22 protein-coding genes are annotated in these 24,332 nt (G+C 69.5%); 1 reads left to right on the top strand and 21 read right to left on the bottom strand.

What is annotated here, in order from left to right; genetic code table 11:
• Positions 1–124 precede the first annotated feature (124 nt).
• Complete coding sequence (locus KGQ19_RS02980; protein WP_212007474.1) at positions 125–1,282, top strand: ROK family transcriptional regulator; 1,158 nt, start codon at positions 125–127, stop codon at positions 1,280–1,282.
• Here KGQ19_RS02980 and KGQ19_RS02975 read toward each other — a convergent pair.
• From KGQ19_RS02975 to KGQ19_RS02875, 21 genes are all read right to left on the bottom strand, one after another.
• Entirely contained in the window at positions 1,175–2,344 is a 1,170-nt protein-coding gene (locus KGQ19_RS02975; protein ID WP_212007473.1) for a branched-chain amino acid ABC transporter permease, read from the bottom strand. The genes KGQ19_RS02980 and KGQ19_RS02975 overlap by 108 nt on opposite strands.
• Positions 2,341–3,216, bottom strand: coding sequence for a branched-chain amino acid ABC transporter permease (locus tag KGQ19_RS02970; protein ID WP_212007472.1), 876 nt, complete (start codon positions 3,214–3,216; stop codon positions 2,341–2,343). The genes KGQ19_RS02975 and KGQ19_RS02970 overlap by 4 nt, the downstream gene beginning before the upstream one ends.
• On the bottom strand, positions 3,213–4,040 hold the full coding sequence (locus KGQ19_RS02965) for an ABC transporter ATP-binding protein (RefSeq protein WP_212007471.1): 828 nt from the start codon (positions 4,038–4,040) through the stop codon (positions 3,213–3,215). Before KGQ19_RS02965 ends, KGQ19_RS02970 begins: the two co-directional genes overlap by 4 nt.
• Entirely contained in the window at positions 4,037–4,879 is an 843-nt protein-coding gene (locus KGQ19_RS02960) for an ABC transporter ATP-binding protein (protein WP_230418111.1), read from the bottom strand. The genes KGQ19_RS02965 and KGQ19_RS02960 overlap by 4 nt, the downstream gene beginning before the upstream one ends.
• Positions 4,879–6,108: a substrate-binding domain-containing protein gene (locus KGQ19_RS02955; RefSeq protein ID WP_212007470.1), complete on the bottom strand. Its 1,230-nt coding sequence runs from the start codon at positions 6,106–6,108 to the stop codon at positions 4,879–4,881. Before KGQ19_RS02955 ends, KGQ19_RS02960 begins: the two co-directional genes overlap by 1 nt.
• Before the next feature lie 10 nt (positions 6,109–6,118).
• A complete protein-coding gene (locus KGQ19_RS02950; RefSeq protein ID WP_212007469.1) occupies positions 6,119–6,784 on the bottom strand; it encodes a CoA transferase subunit B in 666 nt (221 codons plus the stop codon).
• 1 nt (position 6,785) lies between these two features.
• Complete coding sequence (locus KGQ19_RS02945; RefSeq protein WP_212007468.1) at positions 6,786–7,496, bottom strand: CoA transferase subunit A; 711 nt, start codon at positions 7,494–7,496, stop codon at positions 6,786–6,788.
• Positions 7,497–7,570: 74 nt separating this feature from the next.
• Positions 7,571–9,634 carry a helix-turn-helix domain-containing protein gene (locus tag KGQ19_RS02940; RefSeq protein ID WP_230418110.1) on the bottom strand — a complete coding sequence of 688 codons (2,064 nt, stop codon included), beginning with the start codon at positions 9,632–9,634 and terminating at the stop codon, positions 7,571–7,573.
• Between the two features lie 22 nt (positions 9,635–9,656).
• Entirely contained in the window at positions 9,657–10,439 is a 783-nt protein-coding gene (locus tag KGQ19_RS02935; protein ID WP_212007466.1) for a 3-hydroxybutyrate dehydrogenase, read from the bottom strand.
• A gap of 107 nt (positions 10,440–10,546) precedes the next feature.
• Positions 10,547–10,879, bottom strand: a complete 333-nt coding sequence (locus KGQ19_RS02930) for a nuclear transport factor 2 family protein (RefSeq protein WP_212007465.1) — start codon at positions 10,877–10,879, stop codon at positions 10,547–10,549.
• 83 nt (positions 10,880–10,962) lie between these two features.
• Complete coding sequence (locus KGQ19_RS02925) at positions 10,963–12,570, bottom strand: glycoside hydrolase family 27 protein (protein ID WP_212007464.1); 1,608 nt, start codon at positions 12,568–12,570, stop codon at positions 10,963–10,965.
• 9 nt (positions 12,571–12,579) lie between these two features.
• The gene (locus tag KGQ19_RS02920) at positions 12,580–13,383 is read right to left on the bottom strand and encodes a DeoR/GlpR family DNA-binding transcription regulator (RefSeq protein WP_212007463.1); all 804 of its coding nucleotides are present in this window, start codon (positions 13,381–13,383) and stop codon (positions 12,580–12,582) included.
• Between the two features lie 161 nt (positions 13,384–13,544).
• Positions 13,545–14,459, bottom strand: coding sequence for a carbohydrate ABC transporter permease (locus KGQ19_RS02915; RefSeq protein WP_212007462.1), 915 nt, complete (start codon positions 14,457–14,459; stop codon positions 13,545–13,547).
• A complete protein-coding gene (locus KGQ19_RS02910) occupies positions 14,456–15,463 on the bottom strand; it encodes a carbohydrate ABC transporter permease (RefSeq protein WP_212007461.1) in 1,008 nt (335 codons plus the stop codon). The genes KGQ19_RS02915 and KGQ19_RS02910 overlap by 4 nt, the downstream gene beginning before the upstream one ends.
• A complete protein-coding gene (locus tag KGQ19_RS02905; RefSeq protein ID WP_212007460.1) occupies positions 15,460–16,800 on the bottom strand; it encodes an ABC transporter substrate-binding protein in 1,341 nt (446 codons plus the stop codon). Before KGQ19_RS02905 ends, KGQ19_RS02910 begins: the two co-directional genes overlap by 4 nt.
• A gap of 625 nt (positions 16,801–17,425) precedes the next feature.
• Positions 17,426–18,085 (bottom strand): hypothetical protein, encoded by a 660-nt coding sequence (locus KGQ19_RS02900; protein ID WP_212007459.1) that lies wholly within the window; start codon positions 18,083–18,085, stop codon positions 17,426–17,428.
• A 96-nt stretch (positions 18,086–18,181) separates the two neighbouring features.
• Entirely contained in the window at positions 18,182–19,024 is an 843-nt protein-coding gene (locus KGQ19_RS02895; RefSeq protein WP_212007458.1) for a sensor domain-containing protein, read from the bottom strand.
• A 100-nt stretch (positions 19,025–19,124) separates the two neighbouring features.
• Positions 19,125–21,512, bottom strand: a complete 2,388-nt coding sequence (locus tag KGQ19_RS02890; protein ID WP_212007457.1) for an FtsX-like permease family protein — start codon at positions 21,510–21,512, stop codon at positions 19,125–19,127.
• Positions 21,513–21,523: 11 nt separating this feature from the next.
• The gene (locus KGQ19_RS02885) at positions 21,524–22,210 is read right to left on the bottom strand and encodes an ABC transporter ATP-binding protein (protein ID WP_212007456.1); all 687 of its coding nucleotides are present in this window, start codon (positions 22,208–22,210) and stop codon (positions 21,524–21,526) included.
• Complete coding sequence (locus KGQ19_RS02880; RefSeq protein ID WP_212007455.1) at positions 22,207–22,761, bottom strand: PadR family transcriptional regulator; 555 nt, start codon at positions 22,759–22,761, stop codon at positions 22,207–22,209. Before KGQ19_RS02880 ends, KGQ19_RS02885 begins: the two co-directional genes overlap by 4 nt.
• Positions 22,762–22,897: 136 nt before the next feature.
• Positions 22,898–24,100 carry a hypothetical protein gene (locus KGQ19_RS02875; protein ID WP_212007454.1) on the bottom strand — a complete coding sequence of 401 codons (1,203 nt, stop codon included), beginning with the start codon at positions 24,098–24,100 and terminating at the stop codon, positions 22,898–22,900.
• Between the last annotated feature and the right edge of the window lie 232 nt (positions 24,101–24,332).

The raw sequence follows: 24,332 nt of genomic DNA, 5'->3' as shown, positions 1-24,332 counted from the left end.
CGCGAAAAAGTACCCGTTCCGAGACCGGGCCGTGATCTGGAACCAGGATGAATCGGTCATCTTTATGCCAGCGGTCGTTTTAATTAGGCGCGCGATCCGGGTCCGCGTGCCTAAGATGGCCGCCATGCGACGGACCAGCGGCGACGGCAGCTTTCTGCGGAGCCTGAACGAGGTGGCGGTGCTGCGCGCGCTGCGCGAGACCGGGACCCCGACCCTGGCGGAGGTCGCCCGGACCGCGCAGCTGTCCCGGGCCACCACCGAGGTCATCATGGACTCGCTGCTGCGCCACGGCTGGGTGGTGGAGGCCGAGGCGGTGGCCGACGGCCAGCGCGGCCGGCCGGCCCGGCGCTACACCTTCCGCGCGGCGGCGGCGCACGTCGCGGGGGTCGCGATCGGCGGGTCCGGGGTCACCGCGATGGTCGCCGACCTGGACGGCGACGTGGTGGGCCGGGCCGTGGAGCATCTGAGCCCGGAGTTGCCGGCCGGCCAGCGCCTGACGGCCGTACAGCGGGTGCTGGAGCGGGCCGCCGGGGCGGCCGACGTGCCGCTGAGCCGGCTGGCCACGGTCGGTGTCGGCACCACCGGCGTGATCGACAACGAAGGCCGGGTGCTGAAGAGCGTGGCGCTGACCGACTGGTCGGGGGTGGAGTTGCAGCACGAGCTGGCCGCGCGGCTGCCGGTCCCGGTCGTCGTCGAGAACGACATGCGGCTGGCGGTCCTGGCCGAGCACTGGCGCGGCGCCGCGTCCGACCACGACAACGTGCTCTACCTGCACACCGGCCGGCGTATCGGCCTGGGTCTGCTGTTGAACGGGGTGCCCTACCGCGGCTCGCACGCCGCGGCCGGCGAGCTCGGCGGCCATCCGAACGGCCGGTGGGCGGCGTTCGGGTACGTCATGGACTACGCGATGGCGGTCGATCCAAGCGAGCTGCGGGCCCCGTTGCAGGCCGCGCTGTTCGCGATGGAGCGCGCCGACGCCGGCGACCACAAGGCCACCCTGGCCTTCGACGCGTTCGCCCGGGCCCTGGCCGAGGGCCTGATCAGCCTGGTGACCCCGCTGGACCCGGATCTGGTGGTGATCGGCGGCAGCCTGGCCCAGACCGGCGAACGCCTCACCGAGCCGATCCGGGCCCTGCTCGGCGAGGTCTGCCTGTACCCGCCGGACGTGCGGGTGTCAGAGCTCGGAGGCGACGCGGTCGGGATGGGCGCCGTGCGCTTCGCCCTCGACCACGCCGAGCCGGTGCTGTTCGCCTCGCTGTCCTCGGGGACCTCGGCCGCGTAGCCCGGGCCGGGTCGGGGGACGCCGGCCTCGGAGTCGGCTCGGGAGCGCCGCCAGGCCGCCGGGCACCGCGTAGACCACGAGCACGAACAGCACGCCGAGCAGCACCAGCGGCTGCGAGAGCGGCACCCGCAGCACGGCCGGCAGCCCGGCGACCGAATCCGAGGTGGCCACGGCGCCGAGCCGGTGGTCCAGCAGTGTGTAGAGCACGCCGCCGAGGACCGGCCCCCACCGCGTCCCGGACCCGCCGAGCACCACCATGACCAGCAGCGCGAGGGTGAAGTCGGTAGTCGTGGTCTCGGGCGTGGCCCCGGCGGTGACCAGCAGGTGCACCACGCCGCCGACCGCGCCCAGCGTCCCGGCCAGCACGAAGGCGCCGAGCTGGTAGCGGAACGGATTCAGGCCCAGCACCTCGGCCCGCCGCTCATTGTCCCGGATCGCCTGCCAGGCCCGGCCGACCCGGCTGTCGGTCAGCCACCACACGACGGCGCAGACCAGGACCAGGTACGCCAGCGCCAGCCAGTAGAGATTCACGGTGTTGACCACGCCGACGAACGCCGCGGGCACCTTCTCAGTGCTCAGCGGCAGCCCCTCCTCGCCGCCGGTGGTCTTCGGATCGCGGCCGACCAGGATGGACCCGGCTTGCGCGAACGCCAGGGTGACCATGGCGAACCCGACGGTCCCAAGATTTTCGGTGCCCAGCTTTCCGACGCCTTTCAGCGACACCGCGCCGAGCAGGGTGCTGACCGCCGCGCCGATCGCCGTCGCCAGCAGCGCGGCGAGCACCAGCGGCAGGTGCAGGTTCTTCATCGCCAACTCCGCGCTGTACGCGCCGAGCGCGACGTAGAGCGCGTGCCCGAACGACATCAGGCCGAGCCGGCCGAACAGCAGGTCGTAGCCGATGGCCAGGCCCGCGAACAGCAGGCACAGCGCGAGGAGTTGCAGCGAGCCGGGGGTGTTGACGGCGCCGTCGAAGACGCCGGGGATACGCAGCGTCGAGTAGGGCAGGCTGAGCAGGACCGCGAGAACCGCGACCGGGATCAGGTTCTTGACGTGGCGCTTCACGCGGCCCTCCGGATGAGCCGCCGGACCCCGTCCCGGTTGCCGCGGGCGAGCAGCACGACGGCGAGGATCGCGACCGCGGCGAAGTCGCCGAGGCCGGAGGCGGCGTAGTAGTTGGTGAACTGCTGGATCAGCCCGACGGCCGCCGCGGCCAGCGCGACCCCGTCGGTGCGCCCCATCCCGCCGATCACCACGACCACGAACCCGAACACCAGCAACGAGGTGCCCTGATCCGGCGAGACGCTGCCGAAGTAGACCCCGCCCAGCGCCCCGGCCAGCCCGGCCAGCGCGCCGCCGATCGCGAAGACGAGGGTGAAGGCCTTGCGCACGTCGATGCCGAGCGCGGTGACCATGGCGCGGTCCTCGACCCCGGCCCGGACGACCAGGCCGTAGCGGGTCCGGGACAGGAACAGCTTGAGCGCGGCGAGCACGACGATCGCGGCGGCGATGAGGACGAAGCGGTCGGTGGGGACCCTCGCGCCGAGCAGGCTGACGGTCCCGGCGAGCTGCTTGGGCGCCTGGAGTTGGCGGGCGTCGGCGCCCCAGATCCCCTGGACCAGGGCCGGGAGCGCGAGGCCGAGACCGACCGTGACCAGGATCTGGTCTTTGGGGCGGGAGTACAGGGGCCTGATGAGGACGGTTTCGATGAGGGCGGCGAGCGCCGCGCCGGTGGCGATGGCGGCCGCTATCGCGACGGCGAACGGGAGGTGCCCGGTGAGGCGCCAAGCCGCGTAGGCGCCGGCGGTGACGAGGGCGCCGTGGGCGAAGTTGAGGACGTCCATCAGGCCGAAGATGAGCGACAGGCCGCTGGCGATGAGGAAGTAGAGCGCGCCCAAGCCGAGGCCGGTGAGGGTGAGGAGGACGAGGGTGCTCATGGCGCGTCCGATCGGGTGGACTCCGGCGGCGACACTTCGTCTGGCGGTTGACGATCCTTGACAATGGCAAGAGGGTGGATTGATCCCCCGGATGGGGCGGGGCGTGTAGGCGGAGTCACGCTTTCGCCGCGCGCCTGGCCGACGCCGAGCAGTTCCCTGGTCAGCGCCGCGTCCGCCAGCAACTCCCGCACCGGCCCGCGATGCACCACCTGCCCCGCCGCCAGCACCACGCCGTCGCCGGCGAGCCTGCGCACCAGCGCCAGGTTCTGCTCGACCAGCAGCATCGGCACGCGCTCGGCGGCCCGTTCCAGCACCTCCGCCACTTCGGTCACCACCTTCGGGGCCAGGCCCTTCGTCGGTTCGTCGACCACGATCAGCCGGTTGTCGTTGAGGAGCGTGCGGGCGATCGCGACCATCTGCTGCTGGCCGCCGGACAACGTGCCGACGGCTTGGGCGCTGCGGGCCTTCAGCTCCGGGAAGAGCTCGTAGACCAGGTCGTATGCGTGCGCTGAGCCGCGCCGCTCGGCCAGCGCCAGGTTCTCGGTGACCGTCAGCTTCGCGAAGACGCAGCGGTCTTCGGGGGCGTAGCCGATGCCGCGGCGCACGATCTCGTGGGTGCGCAGCCGGTGCACCGGATCGCCGCCGAAGTCGATGCGGCCGGTACGCCGGACCAGGCCGAGGATCGCCTTGACGGTCGTCGTCTTGCCGACGCCGTTGCGGCCCAGCAGCGCGGTCACGCCGATCGGCGCCACCGAGAACGAGACGCCTTGCAGGATGTGCGAGCCGCCGAGGGTGACGTGGACGTCGTCGAGTTCGAGGATCACAGCGAGTCCCCCACGTATGCCTCCTGGACCCGCTCGTCGGCCATCACGCGCTCCGGCGTGTCGATCGCGAGCAGCGCGCCGTGGTGCAGCACCGCGACCCGGTCGGCGAGGCCGAGCAGGACCTCCATGTGGTGCTCGACCATCAGGATTGTGCGATGTTCGTCTTGGTGCAGAGCGCGGATGACGTCGACCAGTTCGGGGACGTCGCCGGACGCGACGCCGGCCATCGGCTCGTCCAGGAGCAACAGGCGTTCGGCGCCGGAGGCCAGGAGCATCGCGAGTTCGAGCTTGCGCTTGTCGCCATGGGAGAGATCGCAAGCGTGGACTTCTGACTTCTCAGCCAGTCGGACGTGTTCCAGGGCATCCGTGGCGAGCGTGCGGCCGCGCCGCTTAGCCGCGACCTGCTGTGCCAAAGCCACATGCTCTGCGACGGTCATAGTCGGGAACACGCTGGAGGACTGGAAAGTCCGGCCGACGCCACGGCGAGCGCGCTTGTGCGGCGCCTCGGTGGTGATGTCGGCGCCGTCGAGCACGATACGGCCGGCGGTGGCCCGGGTCAGGCCGCTGATCAGGTTGAACAGCGAGGTCTTGCCGGCGCCGTTGGGACCGATCACGGCGACGAACTCGCCCTCGCCGACCGCGAGGTCCACGCCGGACAGGATCGCCGAGCCGCCGACCGACCAGGACAGGCCGGTCAGGGCAAGCACTTCAGGCGCAAGCACTTCGGGGGCAAGCACTTCGGGGGCGTGGCCGCCGGGCGCATGGCCGCCGGGCGCATGGCCGCCGAGCGCATGGCCGCCGGGCACCGCGGTACCGGAGGTGAGTCCGTCGGCCATCATCAGCTCGCCGGGAAGCTCTTGGCCGGCGGCGCGACGTCGTTCGGGTCCAGCGTCTTCACCACGGTCGGGGTGGTGCCGCTCAGCTTGGCCTGGAACATCGGTTGCAGGAGCGCGTGGTCGGAGGCGCGGATCGTGTAGGCGCCCTTGACGCCGTCGAAGCTCCAGCCCTCCAGGTTCTTCACCATGGCGTCGACGTCACTGTCGCCACTCGCGGCGGCGTGCACCACCATCTGCGCGGCGGTGAAGCCGTCCGGGCTGAACAGGTCGGACTGCTCGCCGTGCGCGGTCAGGTACGCGTCCATCGCCTTGGCCGCGTCGTTGCTGGTGCCGCCGGGGACGTAGTGCGCCAGGAAGGACACCTTGCCGCCGGTCGCGGCGAAGATCGGGTAGGAGGCGCGGACGTCCAGGCCGGTGACGGTGGTCGTGGCGTCCAGCACGCCCTGCTGGGACAGCGCGGTCCACAGCGCCGAGGCCGTGGTGCCGGCCCAGGCCACGAACAGCAGGTCCGGCTTGGCGTTCTTGGCCTGGGTGGCGAAGGGGGTCAGGTCGTTGGCGCTCTCCGGCGCGAGCACCGAGTCCACCTTGGCCCCCTTCGCGCCGAGGACGGCCTTCACCGCCTCGACGTTCGCCTGGCCGAAGGCGTCGTCCTGGGCCAACACGGTGACGTGCTTGTCCGTCAGGTCGCCGAGGAAGCTCGCCGCCGTGGCGATGTCCTGATACGTCTCGCGGCCCGACCGGAACGTGTACTTGTTCAGGCCGGTGATGTCGTCGGTCGCGGCCGGGCCGGAGATGAACAGCACCTTGTTCTGCGCGGCCAGCGGCGCCACCTGGAGCGCGACGCCGGAGGCCGTGGAGCCGGCCAGGATGCGGTAGCCCTGGCCGATCAGGTCCTTGGCGGCGCTGACCGCCTTGGTCGGATCGCCGGCGTCGTCGCGCTGCGTCACCTCGATCTTGTGGCCGTTCACGGCGTCGGTGCCGTGCGTGGCGTAGTCGAGGCCGGCCAGGAAGCCCTGGTAGTAGTCCTTGCCGTAGTCGGCGAGCGGCCCGGTCTCGGAGTAGACGAGCCCGACCTTGATCGGCGCGCCGGAGCCGGCTGACCCGCCCGGGGTGCCGCCGCCGGAGGAACCGCCGGCCGCCTTGCTCGGACTGCCGCACGCGGCGAGCGCCGCGATCGACGCGGCGGCAACGGCGACCGCGCTGTATCTGCGCAGGATGCTGGTGGAATGCATGGCCGGAACGTTAAGTCCGCGTTACGGGCCCCGAAATGTGGGCCGCCGCCACATCGAGGGGTGCTCCGGTGTTGGCCATCACCTCCTCGACGCCCACCCCCGGCGCCAGCTCGACCAGCCGGAACCCGTTCGGGGTCACGTCGAGCACCGCGAGGTCGGTGATGACGCGGTCGACGACGCCCTTGCCGGTCAGGGGAAGCGTGCATTCCCGGAGCAGCTTCGGGGAGCCGTCCTTCGCAACGTGCTCCATGACGACCAGCACCCGCCGCGCGCCGTGCACCAGGTCCATCGCGCCGCCCATGCCCTTCACCAGCTTGCCGGGCACAGTCCAGTTCGCCAGGTCCCCGGACGCCGCGACCTGCATCGCGCCGAGCACCGCGGTGTCGATGTGGCCGCCGCGGATCATGCCGAAGGACGTCGCCGAGTCGAAGAAGCTCGACCCGGGGCGGACGGTGACGGTCTCCTTGCCCGCGTTGACGAGATCGGGGTCGACGGCGTCCGGCGCCGGGTAGGGGCCGAGGCCGAGGATGCCGTTCTCCGATTGCAGCACCACTTCGACACCGGGCGGGAGGTGGCCGGGGATCAGGGTCGGCAGGCCGATGCCGAGGTTGACGTAGGAGCCGTCGCGGAGTTCGCGGGCCGCACGGGCCGCCAGCTGGTCTCGGGTCAAGGGCATGTCAGGCTGCTCCGTTCTCAGTGATGGTCCGCTTCTCGATGCGCTTCTCGCGCTGGTCCGGCGGCGCCTCGACCACGCGCTGCACGAACACGCCGGGCAGGTGGATCTCGTCGGGGTCCAGAGCGCCGGGCTCGACGAGCTCTTCGACCTCGGCGACGGTCACCCGGCCGGCCATCGCCACGACCGGGTTGAAGTTGCGGGCCGAGGCGTGGAAGACCAGGTTGCCGTGACGGTCCCCCTTCGCGGCGCGGACCAGCGCGAAGTCGACGGTGATGGCGTGCTCCAGCAGGTATTCGCGGCCGTCGATGACCCGGGTCTCCTTGCCCTCGGCGACGGATGTGCCGACGCCGGCCGGGGTGTAGTACGCGGGGATGCCCAGGCCCCCGGCACGCAGGCTCTCGGCGAGCGTGCCCTGCGGGAGGAGCTCGACCTCAAGCTCACCGGCCAGGTACTGACGCGCGAACTCCTTGTTCTCGCCGACATAGGAGCTGGTCATCTTGGCGATGCGGCCCGCACCCAGGAGCAGGCCCAGACCCCAGTCGTCCACGCCGCAGTTGTTGGAGACGACGGAGAGCCCGGTGGTGCCCTGGTCAAGAAGGGCGGATATCAGGGCACTGGGGATGCCGCAGAGGCCGAAGCCGCCCACGGCGAGCGTGGCGCCCGTGGGGATGTCGGCCACCGCTCGGGACGGGGTCGGAGCTGTCTTGTCCATGGGCATGGACGCTATGAGCGGGCCGCCCCCTTCGAAATGGCTTCAGACGCCACAAGATCGTGCTCGGATATGCCTCACAACCCCATGACACGCCGGATCTGGAGCGCCAGCTGGATCTCCAGGCTGCGGCCGGGCTCCTGCCAGTCGCCGCCGAGCAGCCGCGCGGTGCGGTCCAGACGCTGGGTCACGGTGTTGACATGGATGTGCAGCGCCTCGCCGGTCCGGCCGAGGCTCCGGCCGCACGCGAAGTACTGCTCGACGGTGCCGAGCAGGTCGGTGCCCCGCTTGGCGTCGTAGTCGATGAGCGGGCCGAGCGCGTCGCGCACCACGTCGCCGGGATCGCCACCGCCGAGGACCAGCGCCAGGAAGCCGAGGTCGGAGGGTGCGGCGGCGCAGCCGTCCCGGCCGAGGGCATGCAGGGCGCTGAGGCAGCGGACTGCTTCGGCATGCGCGTCGGCATAGGCCGCGACACCCGCTTTCGGGCCGCCGGCGCCGACGGTCAGCGGGTTCCCGAGGCCGGCGCGAAGCGCGCTCAGGACGCGTTGCGCGGCGCTGGAGGGATCGTCGCCGGGAAGCAGGAGGACGATGCGGCCCTCGTGGGCACCGGCGAGGCCGCCTTCAGACTTGGCGAATCGGCCGGCGGCGAAGTGCGCGCGCGGACGGTCGGCGGGTGCGGCGTCGGCGGCCACGACGATGTGCGGGCGGTCCAGGTCGACGCCGACGCGCCTGGCACGCTCGGCGAGCGTGGAGGTGTGGCGCACCGGGACGGCGAGGAGGTCGTCGAGCAGGTCGCCGCCGAGACGCTCGGCCGCCTCGGCCTCGGAGCGGCGCATGAGGAGGTGGAGGGCGACGACGAGGGCTGCGCGTTCGAGGATGCGCTGGTCGACGTCGCTGAACGAGTCAGGGGCGCGGAGGACCAGTGCCCCGAGGGGTTCCGCGGCTGCGGCGACAGCCGCGACGACCAGGTCCCCGGAGCGCACGGCATGGCCGGTCGCCGCGGAGAGAGTGATCAGGTCGGGCGCGCCGTTCAGCAGGGTGGCCGAGCCTTGATGCGATCTCCCGACCCCGGCGATGACATCGATCGCGACCTCGGCTTCGCTACCAGCTCCAGCGCTGGTGCCGGTTCCGGCCCCAGACCTGGCACCGGCTCCGACACCGGCACCGGCACCCGCACCCGCACCCGCACCCGCAGCACCCTGGCCGCCGGGCGCGGCACCGATTCCGACAGCGTCTCCCGCGACCGCCGTCACCATCCCATCCGCGTCCACCACCGCCAACCCGCCACCCAGCGCCTCGGCGACCACCCCCGCGATCCCCTCCACATCCCCGCCGCGCAGCACCAGGTCCGCCAGCTTGTCGTGCACCGCCGCCGCCCGCTCGACCGCCTCGCTGTGCGCCCGCACCAGCTCGTTCGCCGAGCGCAGCTCGCTCAGCGCGTCACGGGTCTTCTGCAGCAGGCGCGCGTTGTCGATCGCGACCGCGGCGTGCGCGGCCAGCGAGCCGAGCAGCGTGATCTCGTGGCGGGCGAAGGGGCGCGCCGTACGGTTGGCCGCGAACAGCACGCCGATCACCCGGCTGCCCAACACCAGCGGGACGCCGAGGATGGCGATCAGCCCCTCCTCGCCGACGCCCTGGTCGATCTCGTTCGTGTGGCGGAAGCGGGAGTCGTGCGGATAGTCCGAGGTGACGTACGGCTTCGCCGTCTGCGCGACCAGGCCGCCGAGTCCGGTGCCCATCTCCAGCCGCAGCGACTGGAAGCGGGCGGAGACCGAGCCGTGCGTCACCCGCATGTAGGTGTCGCCGCGGTCCGGATCGTCCAGGGTCAGGTAGGTGACGTCCGCGCCGATCAGGGTGTGGGCCCGGGTGACGATCGCCTTCAGGACCGCGTCGAGGTCGCGCAGGGCGGCCAAGTCGCCGGCGGTCTCGAAGAGCGCCACCAGCTCGGCTTCGCGGCGGCGGGAGCGGGCCAGGGTCGCGCGGACTTCGAGCGCCACTCGTTTGGCCGTCTCCAGTCCCGCCAGCTCCTCGGCGCCCGCGCCGGCGACCCGGGCGGCCACCACCGGGCCGTCGTACTCGATGGCGGCGGCGTCGCGGGCCAGCAGGTCGAGGAACACCGAGGGGGTGGCGAGCGCGGACATGGCGCCCAGCATCACGCGCGCCTCACCGCGCTGTCCATCCGCCGTCCATCGCCATCGAGGCGCCGGAGATCGAGGCGGCGGCCGGGGAACACAGGTACGCCACCAGCTCGGCCACCTCGGCGGGCTCGATCAGGCGCTTGACCGCCGAGCGCTCCAGCATCACCTTCGCCACCACCTCGTCCTCCGGGATGCCGTGTGCGGCGGCCTGGTCGGCGATCTGGTGCTCGACCAACGGGGTGCGCACGTAGGCGGGGTTCACGCAGTTCGAGGTGACGCCGTACGGGGCGCCCTCCAGCGCCGCGACCTTCGACAGCCCCTCCAGGCCGTGCTTGGCGGTCACATAGGCGGCCTTGAACTCCGAGGCCCGCAGGCCGTGCGCCGAGGAGATGTTCACGATCCGGCCCCAGCCGCGCTCGTACATGTGCGGCAGCGATTCGCGGATCAGCCGGAACGGCGCCTCCAGCATCAGCCGCAGGATCAGCGAGAAGCGCTCGACCGGGAACTCGTGAAGCGGGGCCACGTATTGCAGTCCGGCGTTGTTCACCAGCACGTCCACCCCGCCGACCCGGTGCGGCAGCGCCGAGGCCTGGTCCAGGTCGCTCAGGTCGGCGACCAGCGCCTCGCCGCCGATCCGCTCGGCGGCGGCGTGCGCGCCGTCGGCGCTGATGTCGGCGACCACCACCTTGGCGCCGGCCGCGGCCAGCCGCTCGGCGCAGGCCAGGCCGATGCCGCCGGCGGCGCCGGTGACCAGAGCGGTGCGTCCGGACAGGTCCAACGGGGCGACAGAAGCGACGGCAGCGTCCATAGAAGGCGTCATACCCGATCACGCTAGAGAGCGCGCATGGCGCTTCCCATGTCGGTCGCCGCCACATACCCGGGGCGGATCATGGCGGGGGCAGCCATGCCCACCGGCTAGGACGCCGCTGGGGCCTGGCCGGTGTCGAAGTGCGCGACCCGGTGGTCCCGCACCTCGAAGTGCCAGCGGGTGGCCATGGTGCCCCACTGGTCGTTCGTGTAGTCGACCAGCAGGTCATGGCCGTCCGGCGACTGCTGTGTGACGTCCATCCGGCCGTGCGTGTCGAAGGCCTCGCGTTGCAGCCAGTCCCCGAGCTGCCGCGGCGTGCCGTCGTCGGTCATCGTCGCGTTCTCGATCATGGCGGCGCGCACGGCCGCCGGGTCGTTGGCGTTCAGCGCGTCGATGAAGGCGCGCACCGCCGGGTCCACCAGTTCCGAGGTCGGCATCATGAGGCGATGATCGGATGCCTTGATGCCGTCCGCAACCGGATGGGCCCGGCGATGAGAACGGTCAGGCGCTCACGCGCCCGGCGCTACCCCAGGCTCCACCGCTGGTTCGCGCCGCCGTTGCAGCCCCAGATCTCCATCGGGGTCCCGTTGACGTTCCCGGACGCCACGTTCCCGCCGGTCACGTCCAGGCACAGCCCGGACTGCGCCCCGGTGATCGTTCCGTCCGCGTTCAGGGTCCACTGTTGGTTGCTCTGGCCGTTACAGGTCCAGGTGATGGCCTTGGTCCCGGCTGTCGTCCCCTGGTTGTCCGCGTCCAGGCAGAGGCTGCCGTTGTAGACCCGCAGTTCCCCGGCCGCGGTCAGGGTGTACTCCTGGTTCGCACCGGCGTTGCAGTCCCAGATGTCCAGCTGCGTGCCGGTGGTCGTGGAGTTGTTCGGGACGTCCAGGCAGCGACCGGACGACGTGCCGACCAGCTCGTGTGTGCTCCCGATGCTGCTCCCGTTCCCCGGCGACACCCGGTACATCACCGAGCCGTGGGCCGGAACCGAGGCGCTGATCGCTCCCGTGGTCGAGCTGAGCTCCTTCGACCACAGGTTGTCCAGCGTGTACGAGGACGCCGACGCGATCCCGATCGCCGAGGCGGACGTCGAGATGGTCTGCGCCGAGTCGTTCTCGTTGAACAGCACGACCGCTACATCGCCGTTGGCCAGCGGCTTGGCCATCACGTCGTCCCCGCCGGACGACGCGATCTCGGTCCCGGCCTTGCCGAGCGAGTCCTGGTCGACCGCGATCACGTCCTTGTTCGTGTACAGCGACAAGGTCGCCGGGGTCGCGCTGCGCAGGTCGGTCCCGGAGATCAGCGGCGCGGCCATCGCCGCCCACAGCGACATCTCCGAGCGGTCCTCGTCGAAGGACATCCCGTTGCCCACCTCGAGCATGTCCGGGTCGTTCCAGCCGCCGGGTCCGGCGTAGGACGCGAGCCCGACCGTGTTGTGGAAGTTGGACAGCATGCTGCTGAAGTTGGAGCTGATGTCACCGGTGGTGCGCCACAGGTTGCCGACCCCGCCGCCCCAGGTCCACACCGACTCCTGACCCCAGTTGCACAGGCTGAACACGATCGGCCGGCCGGTGTTCGCCAGTGCGTCGCGCATCGCCGTGTAGCGGGTCTGGGCCGGGATCCCCTGGTTGTTGCAGTTGTCGTACTTGAGGTAGTCCACACCCCAGGCCGCGAACGAGTTCGCGTCGGCCTGCTCGTGGTTCAGGCTCCCGGGGTACCCGGCGCAGGTCGCGGTGCCGGCGCTCTCGTAGATCCCGAGCTTGAGGCCCTTGCTGTGCACATAGGCGGCGGTCCCCGAGATCCCGTCGGGGAACTTCGCCGGGTCCGGGACCAGGTTGCCGTTGGCGTCCCGGCTGGCGGACATCCAACAGTCGTCGATGTTCACATACTGATATCCGGCGTCCTTCATACCGGACGAGACGATGAGGTCCGCCGTCTGTTCGACCAGGCTCTCCGAGACGTTGCACCCGAAGGAGTTCCAGTCGTTCCAGCCCATCGGTGGAGTCAGGGCCAGACCGTTGCCGAGCGCGTGCGCCGGTGCCGATACCGCGACGCCGAACATCGTCCCGGCCACGAGGGCGAGCGCTGCGAAGGCAGCGCGCAACTGTCGACTGCGCGGGGCCTGATGACGCATGGTGCCTCCCTACTCTTCTTCCTCATTCGCCCCCGTTCCTTCAACGGGGACGACGATCAACTCCCCCACCGTCTCGCGCAGCACCTGCCGCGCCCCGGAGCCCAGTCCGTCATCGCTCACCAGGACCGACGCCTCGTGCAGGGCGGCGATCTCCGAGAGCCCCACGACCCCCCACTTCGTGTGGTCGGCCATCACCACCAGCCGCCGGGCCGTGGAGACCAGCGTGCGGTTGGTCTCGGCCTCCATCAGGTTCGGGCTGGTGAACCCGGCCTCGGCGTCGATGCCGTGCACCCCGATGAACACGCAGTCCAGGTGCAGCCGGCGGATCGCCTGGATCGCCACCGGGCCGACCAGCGCGTCGGAGATGGTGCGCACGCCGCCGGTGAGGATCACCGTCTGGGCCGGGCCGGGCAGCGCGTGCAGCAGATCGGCGACCGGCGGCGAGTTGGTCACCACGGTCAGATCCGGCACCCGGGCCAGCTGCTGCGCGAAGGCGTACGTCGTGGAACCGGCCGACACCCCGATCGCCGTCCCCGGCCGCACCAGATCGGCGGCGGCCCGGGCGATCGCCTCCTTGGCCCGCCGTTGCCGCGCGGCCTTCACGCTGAACGCCGGCTCGTCGGTGGAACCGCCGCCGCGGGCCGTGGCGCCGCCGTGCACCTTGGTGACCAGGCCCTGATCGGCCAGCGAGTCCAGATCCCGGCGGACCGTCATGTCGGACACCCGCAACGCCGCGACCAGGTCCGTGACCCGCACGGCACCGTGGTGCCGGACCTCCTGCAGGATCCACGCTTGGCGTTGCGCTGCCAGCATCCGCCCCTCCCGTCCCCTCGCCTCGCGTGCCCTTTGCGGGGGTACGAAGCCATCGAAAGCCATCAGGACCGCTCAGAACCGACCAACGTGGAGTACACGACAAAACCCTGCTTCCCGCAAGAGGCGTCGCGATGTGCGGGCAGCCGACCCGGCCTTCGAACTCAGCCCTTGCTGCTCCCCAGCGACAGTCCGGCGATGAACTGCTTCTGCAACAGCACGTACACGACCAGTGTCGGAACCGCCACGATCATCGCGGCCGCGGCGATCAGGTTCTGGTTGCTCACGAACTGACCCTGCAGGTTGGCCAGCGCGGAGGTGATGGGTCGCTTGTCGCCCGAGGACATCAAGGTGATGGCCCAGAAGAAGTCGTTGTAGATCCAGGTCGTCAACAGCGTCGCCAGGGCCGCCAGCGCGGGGCGGCACAGCGGGAGGGTCAGCTTCTGGAACCGGGTCCACAGACCCGCTCCGTCCACCAACGCGGCCTCGTACATCTCGTCGGGGATCGACTTCATGTAGTTGCTCAGCACGAAGGTGCAGAAGCCGAGCTGGAACGAGACGTTGATGACGACCAGGCCGAGGATCGAGTTGTACAGCAGCCCGCTGCCGGCCAGGAACGTCGGCACGTGGATCTGCAGGAAGAGCCGGTACAGCGGGGTGATGATGACCTGCTGGGGCAGCAGGTTCCCGGCCGTGAACACGATCAGCAGGGCCACGTTGATCTTGACGTTCACCCGGGTGAGGACGAACGCGAGGCCGGAGGCGAGCGCCAGGACGATGATCACCGAGGGCACGGTGATCAGGACCGAGTTCCAGAAGTAGTGCACCATGTCCGACTGGCTCCACGCGTCGCTGAAGTTCTTCAGCGTCAGGTGGTGCGGCAACGACACGTAGCCGTACTTCTGGGTGTCCGAGTACGGGCGGAGCGCCACGTACAGCGCGAAGACGATCGGCAGCAGCCACAGCACGCACGCGCAGATCAGGAACACCTGCGAGGCGATCTGTCCCCAGCGCAGCGGCTTCTTGCTCCCCCCGGCCGAGGCGCGGGGGGCCGTCCCCTGAATGGTCTGTGCAGTCATCGGGCGCCCTTGGGTTGGCTCTCGCGGCGGAACGTGAGGTACAGGAACGTGCAGATCGGCACGAGGGAGATGACCAGCAGAACCACGCCGAGCGCCGACCCGAAGCCGACCCGCTGTGTCTCCCCGACGATGTTGGAGGTGACCAGGACCGACAGCAGCTCCAGGCCGTTGATGCCCTTGTTGGTGATGTAGACCAGATCGAAGGCCCGCAACGATTCGATGACCGTCACCACCATGACGACGATGTTGATGGGCCGCATCACCGGGAAGACCACTTTCCAGAAGGTCTGCCAGGCGTTGGTGCCGTCCATCAGCGCCGCCTCGCGCAGCTGTGGGTCCACCGCCTTGAGGCCGGCCAGATAGAGCACCATCACATAACCGGCCTGCCGCCAGGTGGCCTCGACGAGCACCGCCCACAGGTTCAGTTTCGGGTTGCCCAGCCAGTCGATGGCGTTGCCGTTGTGGTTGTGGCCGATGACGGTGTTGATCAGGCCGTAGTTCTGGGAGTACATGAACTCCCAGATGATGCCGACCAGCGCCAGCGACAGCATCACCGGCAGGAACAGGATGCTCTGATACATCCGGCTGCCCTTGATGCCGCGGTCGATGAGGACGGCGAAGAACATGCCCAGCGGAGTCGCGAAGAAGACGAACACCGCCAGCCAGATCAGGTTGTGCCGGACCGCAGGCCAGAACTCGGGGTAGATGGTGAGGGCCTGGTGGTAGTTCTGGACGCCGTACAGACATCCGTTGCTCAGGATCGAGGGGACGTTCGGCAGGCAGGCCTTCGTGGACAGGCTGCCCACGCCGTTCCATTTCGTGAACGACAAGCCGATGGTGCCCAACGCCGGGCCCCAGATGAACGCGAGGTCGAGGAGGATGGGCAGGCCCAGCAGGACGGCCACCACGGCCTTGTCCCGGCCGCTGAGCCTGCCCACCCGGCGACGGCGTCGGGGCGCGCGGGGCGCCCCGGCCGTCGCCGGGTCGAGTTCGTGGTCGGTCATGACGTGTAGATCGCCTTCGCCTGCTGCTCGGCGCTGTTCTGCAGGCCGGCGATGTTGCCGGTGCTCGGGTCGTCGATGAACTTCTGGATGATCGAGATCATCGCGGTGGCCATCGCCGGGTCGGCGTCCCGGTCCATGAACTGCGACACGGCCTTGCAGCCGGCGATCGTCGTGACCGACTTCGTCTGGATGGCGTCGTAGGACGGCGCCTGCAGTCCGGTGGCGACGCCCACGTCCCACTGGTCGGTCTTCAGGAACGTCGTCTCGGCGGCCGCGGTGCCTATGTACTCCAGGATCGCCTTGGCGCCGGCCGCGTTCTTCGCCTTCTTACTGATCATGAAGCCGTCGGTCGGGGCGTCCATGTAGTCCTGGCCGTACGTCGGGTTGATCGCCGGGTACTGGAAGAAGTCCAGGTCGTCCAGTTTCGCGTTGTCCGAGACGTACTGCGCGGCGACCTGGTTGGTGCCCTGGAACATCATGCCGGCCTGCTTCTGCTCCAGCGTCTTCGCAGCGTCCTGCCAGATGCGGCCGTTGGCGCCGGTCTGCATGTACGGCATCAGCTCGGCCCACTGGTCGAAGACCGCCTTGACGCCGGCGTCGGTCCACGGCACCTGGTGCTTCATCAGCTTCTGGTGGTAGTCGTACCCGTTGATCCGCATGTTGAGGATGTCGAACGTGCCCAGCGCGGGCCAGCCGTCCTTGTCGGCGAAGGCCAGCGGGACGATGCCGTCGGACTTCATCTTCTTGCACAGCGTGATGAAGTCGTCCCAGGTGGTCGGGACGGTGTAGCCCTTCTCGGCGAAGTGGCTCTTGTTGTAGAAGACCACCCACGGGTAGTTGTAGATCGGCACGAAGTACTGGTGGCCGTCCAGGCCGGTGGACAGGGTCTTCACCGGGGCGCTGAAGTTGCCGCCGATCTTCGCCCAGACGTCGTCCAGGGGCAGCGCCAGGCCCTGCGCCGCGAAGTACTGCATGCGGTAGCCGGCGAACCAGGTGAACAGGTCGTCCGGGGTGCCTTGCAGATAGCTGGTGATGTTGGTCTGGAACGTGTTGTGGTCGACCGTGTTGATGGTCACCTTCGGGCCGCCGGCCGCCGTGGCCGCCGCACACAGTGCCGCGAACGCCGCCTTCGGGCTGGCGTCGGAATAGTTGGATCCGAACGTCACCGGGGCGGTGGCCGAGCCGGAGTTGCCAGTGGATTTCGAACTCGAACTCGAGGAACAAGCAGCCAAAGCGCCCGGCACCGTCGCGAACGCCGCGGCCGCGCCCATCCCCTTGAAAAGGCCTCGACGCGTGAAGGGCCGCTCGAAGTTTTGGGGAATCCGAGGGGAAGTCATATGAGGGTCTCCCTGCCGAGTGAGAATGCCACCAGGATCGAACATGAACGAACAGGTGTCGCACATCCCACTCGGCCGAACCCGCAGTGTCAAGATCCCGTAACAGTCCGGAAGCCATCCGTTACCCAGTTGCAACCGGCAGGTGCGACACCGCTGATGCCAACCTCAACGACCTGCTCTGATCTTGAGGAAGATCCATCGGGCCCGCGGGGTGCGCGTCAGTGGCCTGACCAAAGGAATCGGGGTCTCCACCTTGACGATCAGCCGCGATCTGTGAAGGTCCATCGCGCGGAGCCGCCAAGGACTTGACCGCGCGCGGCGGCGGGACGGGTCCGGCCCGCAACGGCGCTCGGCCACCGCCGAGCGCCACCTCGCGGCGTTCATCGCCGACGGCGGGTCTGGAGAACGTGGCTTGCGATCACTTCTCGAAGATCGGCGCAGATCGATCTGGATTGATTTCGGCACGGTTCAGGGCACGGACCCGTCAATGTGTCGGCTCCGTTGCGGACCGCAGGCCTTGATAGTCCTGGCAGAAGGCACAATCGCTACTTGTTTGAAGCTGTTCACAATCTTGATTTCTGTTTACCTTGGATGACGACGCCCGCCTCGTCGGGAGAAGCGCTTCCTACGAACCGAGCTTGCCCACTGCCTTCGCCGCCACCTGCTGGACGAGCGCCGGCTGGACGCCCCCGACGCCGAACACGACCACCTCGGCGAACGTCTGGCCCTTGCGGATGACCACGACATCGCCGCCGTAGGCCACGCCCGCCCTGGTGGCGGTCAGTGCCAGCGCGTAGCTCGCGTCGCCGTAGGACTGGAACGGCGTCGTGGCCAATCGCGTCGGCTCGACGCACAAGCTCGGCGCCTTCTGCACCGCCGCCCACGCGGCCTGTGTCTGCTGAGCCGATCCGCCGGCCAGGATCTCCTGGAGGAACGGCCCGTCCTCGGACTGTTGGAAGTCCACCTCGGCCTGGTTCGGCAGGTGAGCGGTGGCGTCCGCGGTGATCGCGGAGCAGGGCGCAGTGACCGAGCTGTCCGTGGACGGCGGGGACGACGCCCAACCGTAGGGCAGGTCGGAGATCGCGAGCGCCAGCCCGGCCAGCGGCGACGTCGCAGACGCAGACGGCTGACTTGTCGCCGCGGAAGTCGGCGTCGCGGTCGCGGCTGTCGTGGTGACGGTGGTGGATGTCTCCGACGCCTGCGACTTGCCCTTGTCACTCGCCGACGAGCAGCCGACGAGCAGCGCTGAGACGGTCAAGGCCACCAACGGCATGATGCGGCTCATACGCTTCGCCTCGCTACGTCCGTGGCGGTAGCACTTCTGTTGGAAGGCTACCGCCGGCGGCAAGCGACTAGCGCGGGCTCACAGCGAGCTCAGCTGTCAGCTGATGCCCTGCGCGGTCTTCAGGCGCCCGACCTGCAGGTCGGACAGATGGCTGAGGGTGGAGCCCATCTGCTGCAGGATCGTGTTGTCGCTCGTCATCGGGCCGATCAGGGCGACCAGGGAGAGCCCGGTGCCGACATGGACGACGTCGGCGGCCATCAGCACGGGCTTGCCGCTGATGGTGAGGGTGTCGACGTAGCCGACCTGACCGTCCTTGATCAGTTGCGGGATCGGGGAGAGCTGCATGGTGGCCGTGGAACCCGACTGGTTCGTGGTCAGGCTCTTGCAATTCGCCAGGCTCGCGGTCAGGTCCGTGATCACCGCGGCGGCCTTGTCCGGCGAGGGGAACGCCATCGTCGAGTCCTCGATGACGTGGCCCTCGGCGGTCTTCTTCAGTTCGCGGTCGACCTCGGCGGTCGTGCCGTACTTCGTGGTCAGGCCGTTCTGGGCGTCGACGAACGTCTGGCAGGCGGCACCTCCGGCCGTCACGACGGCGGATGTGTCGGTGGTCGTCGCGCTGTCCGCCGAGGCGTCGTAGGTGTAACCCGGGGCGTCCTTGTCGGTCAGCAGGATCTGCTTGATCTGGTCTGTCGTCAGAGTGCCGCCCGAGCCACCGGTGGCAGCGCTGCTCGGAGCGCCGCCGGACGCACCGGTGGAGACACTGCTCGGCGCCCCGGACTGCGCCCCGGTCGGAGCGGACGACGTCTTGCCGAAGACACTGCCCGGTCCGCTGGAACCCCCGGAGGACGCACTGATCGAGCCCGAACTGCTGCAGGCGGCCGTCGTCAGAACCGCCGCGGTAAGTACAGCTGTGGATATGCCCTTTATGCCGATGTGCATGGTGTTTGACTCCCCCATGTTGAAAAACCCGTGCTTGAAGATAACAGCGGAGCGGCCGGAGCGAACTAGATGTCCGCCCCGGCCGCCCTGCGTTCGCCTGCTATTCGAAGCGCGCGTATTCCGAGCGCGTCATCCGGCTCAGCAGCGTCATCGAGCCGAGGATCACGCCGAGGGCGGCGACGACCACGACGAACACGGCGACGGAATAGGTGCCGAACGGGAAGGACATCGAGATGCCCTTGGCCAGCGAGCGCACCGCGATCACGGCCATCGCGTAAGCGGACAGTCCGGCCAGGACCGACACCGCGAACAGCGGCAGCGCCGATTCCAGGAACACCACGCGGCGCAAAGTCCGCATCGGGGTGCCGGAGAGCCGGAGCAGGGTGAACGGCCGCTTGCGCTCGACGAGGCTGCCGGCGGTGGCCACGGCGATGCCGCAGCCGGCCACGAACAGGGTCAGACCGACCACGAACATGATCATCTGCTGCGCGGCCCGGTACTGCTCGTCACGGACCGAGGCCACCTCGCCGAAGGTCATCGGACCGGCGGCGTTGGTGGACCACTGGTCCGGGCTGCCCATGCCGATCAGGACCGGGGCGTGGATGTCCAGATAGGTGCGAGCGCGTTCCAGAGTCGCGGGATTCGAGGCGGCCACCATCAAGGTCGTGACCTGGAGCTTGCCGAGGTCGGTATCGGACGGGACGGTCGCGGCGGTACCGCTTCCGCTGGTCCGGTCGATGTCGCTGTAGCCCAGCACCGGCAGGTGCAGCATCAGCGGGTTGTCGATGAACAACTCGTCGGCGGCGATCACCGAGACGGTCTGGCCGGGGGCGCAACTGCCCAGCGCCGGGATGGCCGCGGCCTCGGAGCAGCTCACGTAATCCAGCGGCGGCTGCCAGCCGGGCGGCGGCGCAGTGCCGCTGTCCGGGGTCCAGCCCGGGGCGGCGGCGCTGACGTAGATCGGAATCGCGGACACCCCGGGCATGGCCCGCAGGTTGTGCAATGTGGCCGCGGCCTGGTCGGGGCTGAGGCCGTCCTTCTCCCCCTCTCCGCTCATGTCGTAGCGCAGGCGCAGCACATCGGTCAGCGGCGCGCGCGGCCCGGAGGTCTCGGCCGCGACCGTGGTGGGCAGGACCCCGGCCACCGCCGTCCCGACGAACACCGCGACGGTCACGCCGGCGACCGTGCGGAACGTCGCCCGCGGATCGTCGGCCAGGCGGCGGGCGGCCAGCATCGTCGCGGCCCCGCCGCCGATGCGGGCCAGCAGCCGGGAGGACCACATGGTGACCCAGGGCCCGGCGAACACGACACCCCACATGGTGAGGATCAGCGACGGATAGGTCACGCCGTCCGCGTTGGAGCTGGCCGGCATGTTGACGGCGACCACGAAGAGCGCCACACCGAGCAGCAGCGGGATCAGGCGCTTCACGGTCGGCGGCTTCGGGGTGGCCTTGCGGCTGACGGCCAGCGGGTCGTACTGCACCCGGCGCAGCGAGCGCACCGCGGCGAACGCGGCCAGGACCGGCACCAGGACCAGGACCCCGAGATAGCCCAGCAGGCCCGGAGACACTTCGGAGGGGAAGAACCGGGTGCCGGTGACGTTCACCTTCGCGACCTGTGAGCTCAGCGCCAGGTAGCCGAGCATGCCCAGGACCGCGCCGCAGGCCGCGCCGACCGACGACTCGACCGAGGCGACCGTCGCGACCTGCCGCGGCGTCGCGCCGACCAGGCGCATCGCGGCGTACCGCTCCTCGCGGCGGGCCGCCGACAGCCGGGTGGCGGTGCCGACCATGATGATGATCGGGAGCAGCAGGGCGACGGTGCCGAAAGCGAAGGCGAACCGGTAGATGGTGGTGGTGCCCTTCACCTCCTTGGCCGTCGACATGGCGGTGATCGGCTCGGTCGCCGGGCGGGATGCCGACTCCTGCGGGGTGTGGCCGATGACGATGGCCAGTTCATCCGGGCTGTAGAGGGCGGCGCGGGGGATGATGCCGACCTGGTGGCCGGGGAAGCGGTCGCCGAGTTCGCCGGCCGGGACGGTGGCGAGCAGGTGCGAGAGCGCCGGAGAGACGTAGTACTCCCCGGGGGCCGGCACCGTGTGCATGCCGGGCAGGGTAGGGGCGTCGGCGGTGAGGGCCGCCAGGTCGAGGCGGCGCAGCTCGGTGCCCTGGTAGAAGTCCTGGGAGAAGTTCCAGAGTTCCTTGGCGCCGGCTTGCTGCGCCGCGGCCAGGTCGACGGAGCCGTCGGCGTTCAGGCCGACGGGGCGGCCCGGTCCTTGCGACGACGCGCTCCCGCCGGCGGAAGCGGACGCGGAGCGGATGGTCGTCGGCGAGCACTCCCAGCACTGCCGGGTGGTCGTGTTCTGATAGGCGTTGAACAGACTGAAGACCCCGAGCATCACCGCGACCCCGACCGCCACCGCGAGCGTGGTGACGATCAAGCGGATCACGGCTTCCCGGCCGCCGCGCAGCGTCAGGCGCATCCCCATGCGGATCATGGTCAGGCCACCGCCGAGCTCGGCGTGGTGACGGCCCGGCCGTCGCGGACGACGACCTCGCGGTCGGCATAGGCGGCCACCCGGACGTCGTGGGTGACCAGCACGACCGTGGTCCCCTCCTCGCGGGCGGCGGTGACCAGCAGGTTCATCACGGTCTCGCCGGTGAGGGTGTCCAGCGCGCCGGTGGGCTCGTCGGCGAACAGCACCCGCGGCTTGTGCACCAGCGCCCGGGCCAGCGCCACGCGCTGGGCCTGGCCGCCGGACAGCTCGCCGCTGCGGTGGTCGCCGTGCTCCTCCAGGCCGAGGCGTTCCAGCCACGGCGCGGCCTGCGCGTACGCCTGCCGGCGCGGCTGCTTGGCCAGCAGCAGCGGCAGCGCGACGTTGTCCAGCGCGGTCAGCTCCGGCACCAGCTGGCCGAACTGGAACACGAACCCGAAGGCGTCGCGCCGCAACTCGGTGCGCTTGGTCTCGCCCAGCGTGTCGACCCGCGTGCCGTCGAACCACACCTCGCCCTGGTTCGGCGTGTAGATACCGGCCAGGCAGTGCAACAAGGTCGACTTCCCGGAACCGGACGGCCCCATGATCGACAGGATCTCGCCGCGCCGCACGGCGACGCTCGCCCCGCGCAGCGCCTGCGTCTGGCCGAAGGCGCGGTGCACGTCCCTGGCCTCGAGGATGAACTCGCTCATTGCCTTTCCCCCAGTTGCTTCTGATCGTCGGACACGACTTGGGCCAGGGCGGTCAGCCTGGCGGAGGTCAGCTCGATCCAGCGCAGATCGGCTTCGAGGTGGAACAGTCCGTAGTCGGCCAACAGAGCGTCGACCGTCTGCCCGGTCCGCTTGATCTCGGTGAGTTCGCGCATCCGCCGCAGATGCGCGGCCCGCTGGGCGTCCAGATAGCCGGCCGCGTCCTCACCCAGCATCAGCGCCAGCACGACCTTCGAGAAGAGCACGGTCTGCAAGTGCGGCTCCGGCTCCACGGTCTGCGACAGCCACCCCATCACCTCGCTACGCCCGAGATCGGTGATCGCGTAGCGCTTGCGATCCGGCCCGTCCCCGGGCTCGGCCTCCCCGCCGACCACCTTCCCGTCCCGGGCCAGCCGCCCGAGGGTCGAGTAGACCTGGCCGTAGGGCAGCGGCTTGCCGTTGGCGAAGTGGCTGTCGTAGTCGCGCTTGAGGTCGTAGCCATGGGTCGGCTGGCCTCGGGCCAGCAGGCCCAGCAGGGTCAGTGGGACGGTCACGAGAAAGGACTATACACCAGAGGTATAACCTGAGTGAATAGTCCGTCGCGAAGATGGGATTGAGCAGGTCAGGAGGATATCTACGGCCGGAACGCGGAAAAGGGCCCGGCCACGTGGGCCGGACCTTCACGCCGTGTCACCGAACGGGACAGGTCAGAACGGTCGTGCCGACGATGAGAACGGAGACATCAGCTGGGGCGACCCAAGTCGGCTGTCCTGTACGCGGATCCCAGGTTACGACCAGCGCCGCGTGTGGGGAACTGAACACGTAGATCGGGTGATCCGTCGCAAGCATGGCCCCGCGGATGGAGATCGGCGTCTTGAGAGGCGTGACACACGCGAAATCCGGCCGATAGTCCTCCAGCCCGGGAATCGCACGACCCGCCCGAACTGCGGCCACTGCAGCGGCACCTTCATGATCTCCGAGACGAATCGCCGCATCGATTGACGCCGACAGATAGGCGACGATGGAAATGCCCACCATCAGGCCAGCCATAATGGACCGATCGTCGCCGACCAGGTACGCGATCCAGCCGAAAAGCCCGATGACCATCAAGCTCAGGGCCACGGCGACCGCGACCGGCAGAGCCGCTGCCGAATAGCTCAGTCCGCTTCCGACCCCCAGATCGTCGCGGGACAGCCCGAAGTGATCGAGGTAGCTCGAGACCCGGGCGTTCCCCATCGCGATCGTGGCCGGAAGTATCAGCGGAAAGGCAAGTGGGGTAGCCACTAGCAGTACCTTCGCCCGCTGACCGCCCCGTAGGAACCGACGGATGCCCGGAAGACTCCCGGCCACGATCACGGTCAGAACAAGTGCCTTCTCAAACCCTGACGACCTCGGTGCACGAGCCAACAGAACGATCATCGCGATCACACCGACGACGAAGAGCACCGCACCGACGACGGTCGTGATCCACCGGTCTCTACGGCGCTGCATCGCCAAGGCCTCTGCGCCCTGGCTCTGTTCTGCGCCATTCATCGGCGTTTCCGCAGCGAACACGAGGTCCCCGGCTCCAAGCATCTGGCGAATCTTCTCCAGCCGCGGAACGTCGTTGGCCTGCTGAACCCTGTAAGCCGGTATCCCGGGCTTAAGTGGCTGTCGCGACCGCAGCACCTCGGATCTAGATATCTCGTATCCCATGGGACGGCCCTCAAGCCGGTTATTGACTTCACGCGCGCCGCGCCCTGCGACTCCGAAAACAGACCCGCCGACCGGCAGTTCCACATCGATCCGCCGACGGACCATTGATCCCGGAGCCGAGCCTCGATCTCTGCACCCCCAGCCGAGCGCACCGGCCAGCGTGAAGAGCTCGTCGACGCCGGCCTCGTCAACATTCACCCACACACGGCAGACACGTCGCGCGGCTGGTACACCGACCTCCGTCATGAATAAGTCGCTACGACGCTTACTAATCATGGGCATGGTAGACGTCATCTCGTCCCCCCCGAATCGCGCTACCGACAGGTCATGCGGGGCCAACGGCTTCCTCCGTCGAATCCGCCCACGGATACTGTCACAGCGCGATTGCGGCAGGTAGCGACTTTTCAGTCTAGATACAGACTTAGGTCGG

Origin of the sequence: Catenulispora pinistramenti, from assembly GCF_018274385.1 — a bacterium.
GTDB lineage: Bacteria > Actinomycetota > Actinomycetes > Streptomycetales > Catenulisporaceae > Catenulispora > Catenulispora pinistramenti.
Note: the sequence above shows the minus strand (reverse complement) of the source record. Positions and strands in the feature narration are given on the sequence as shown.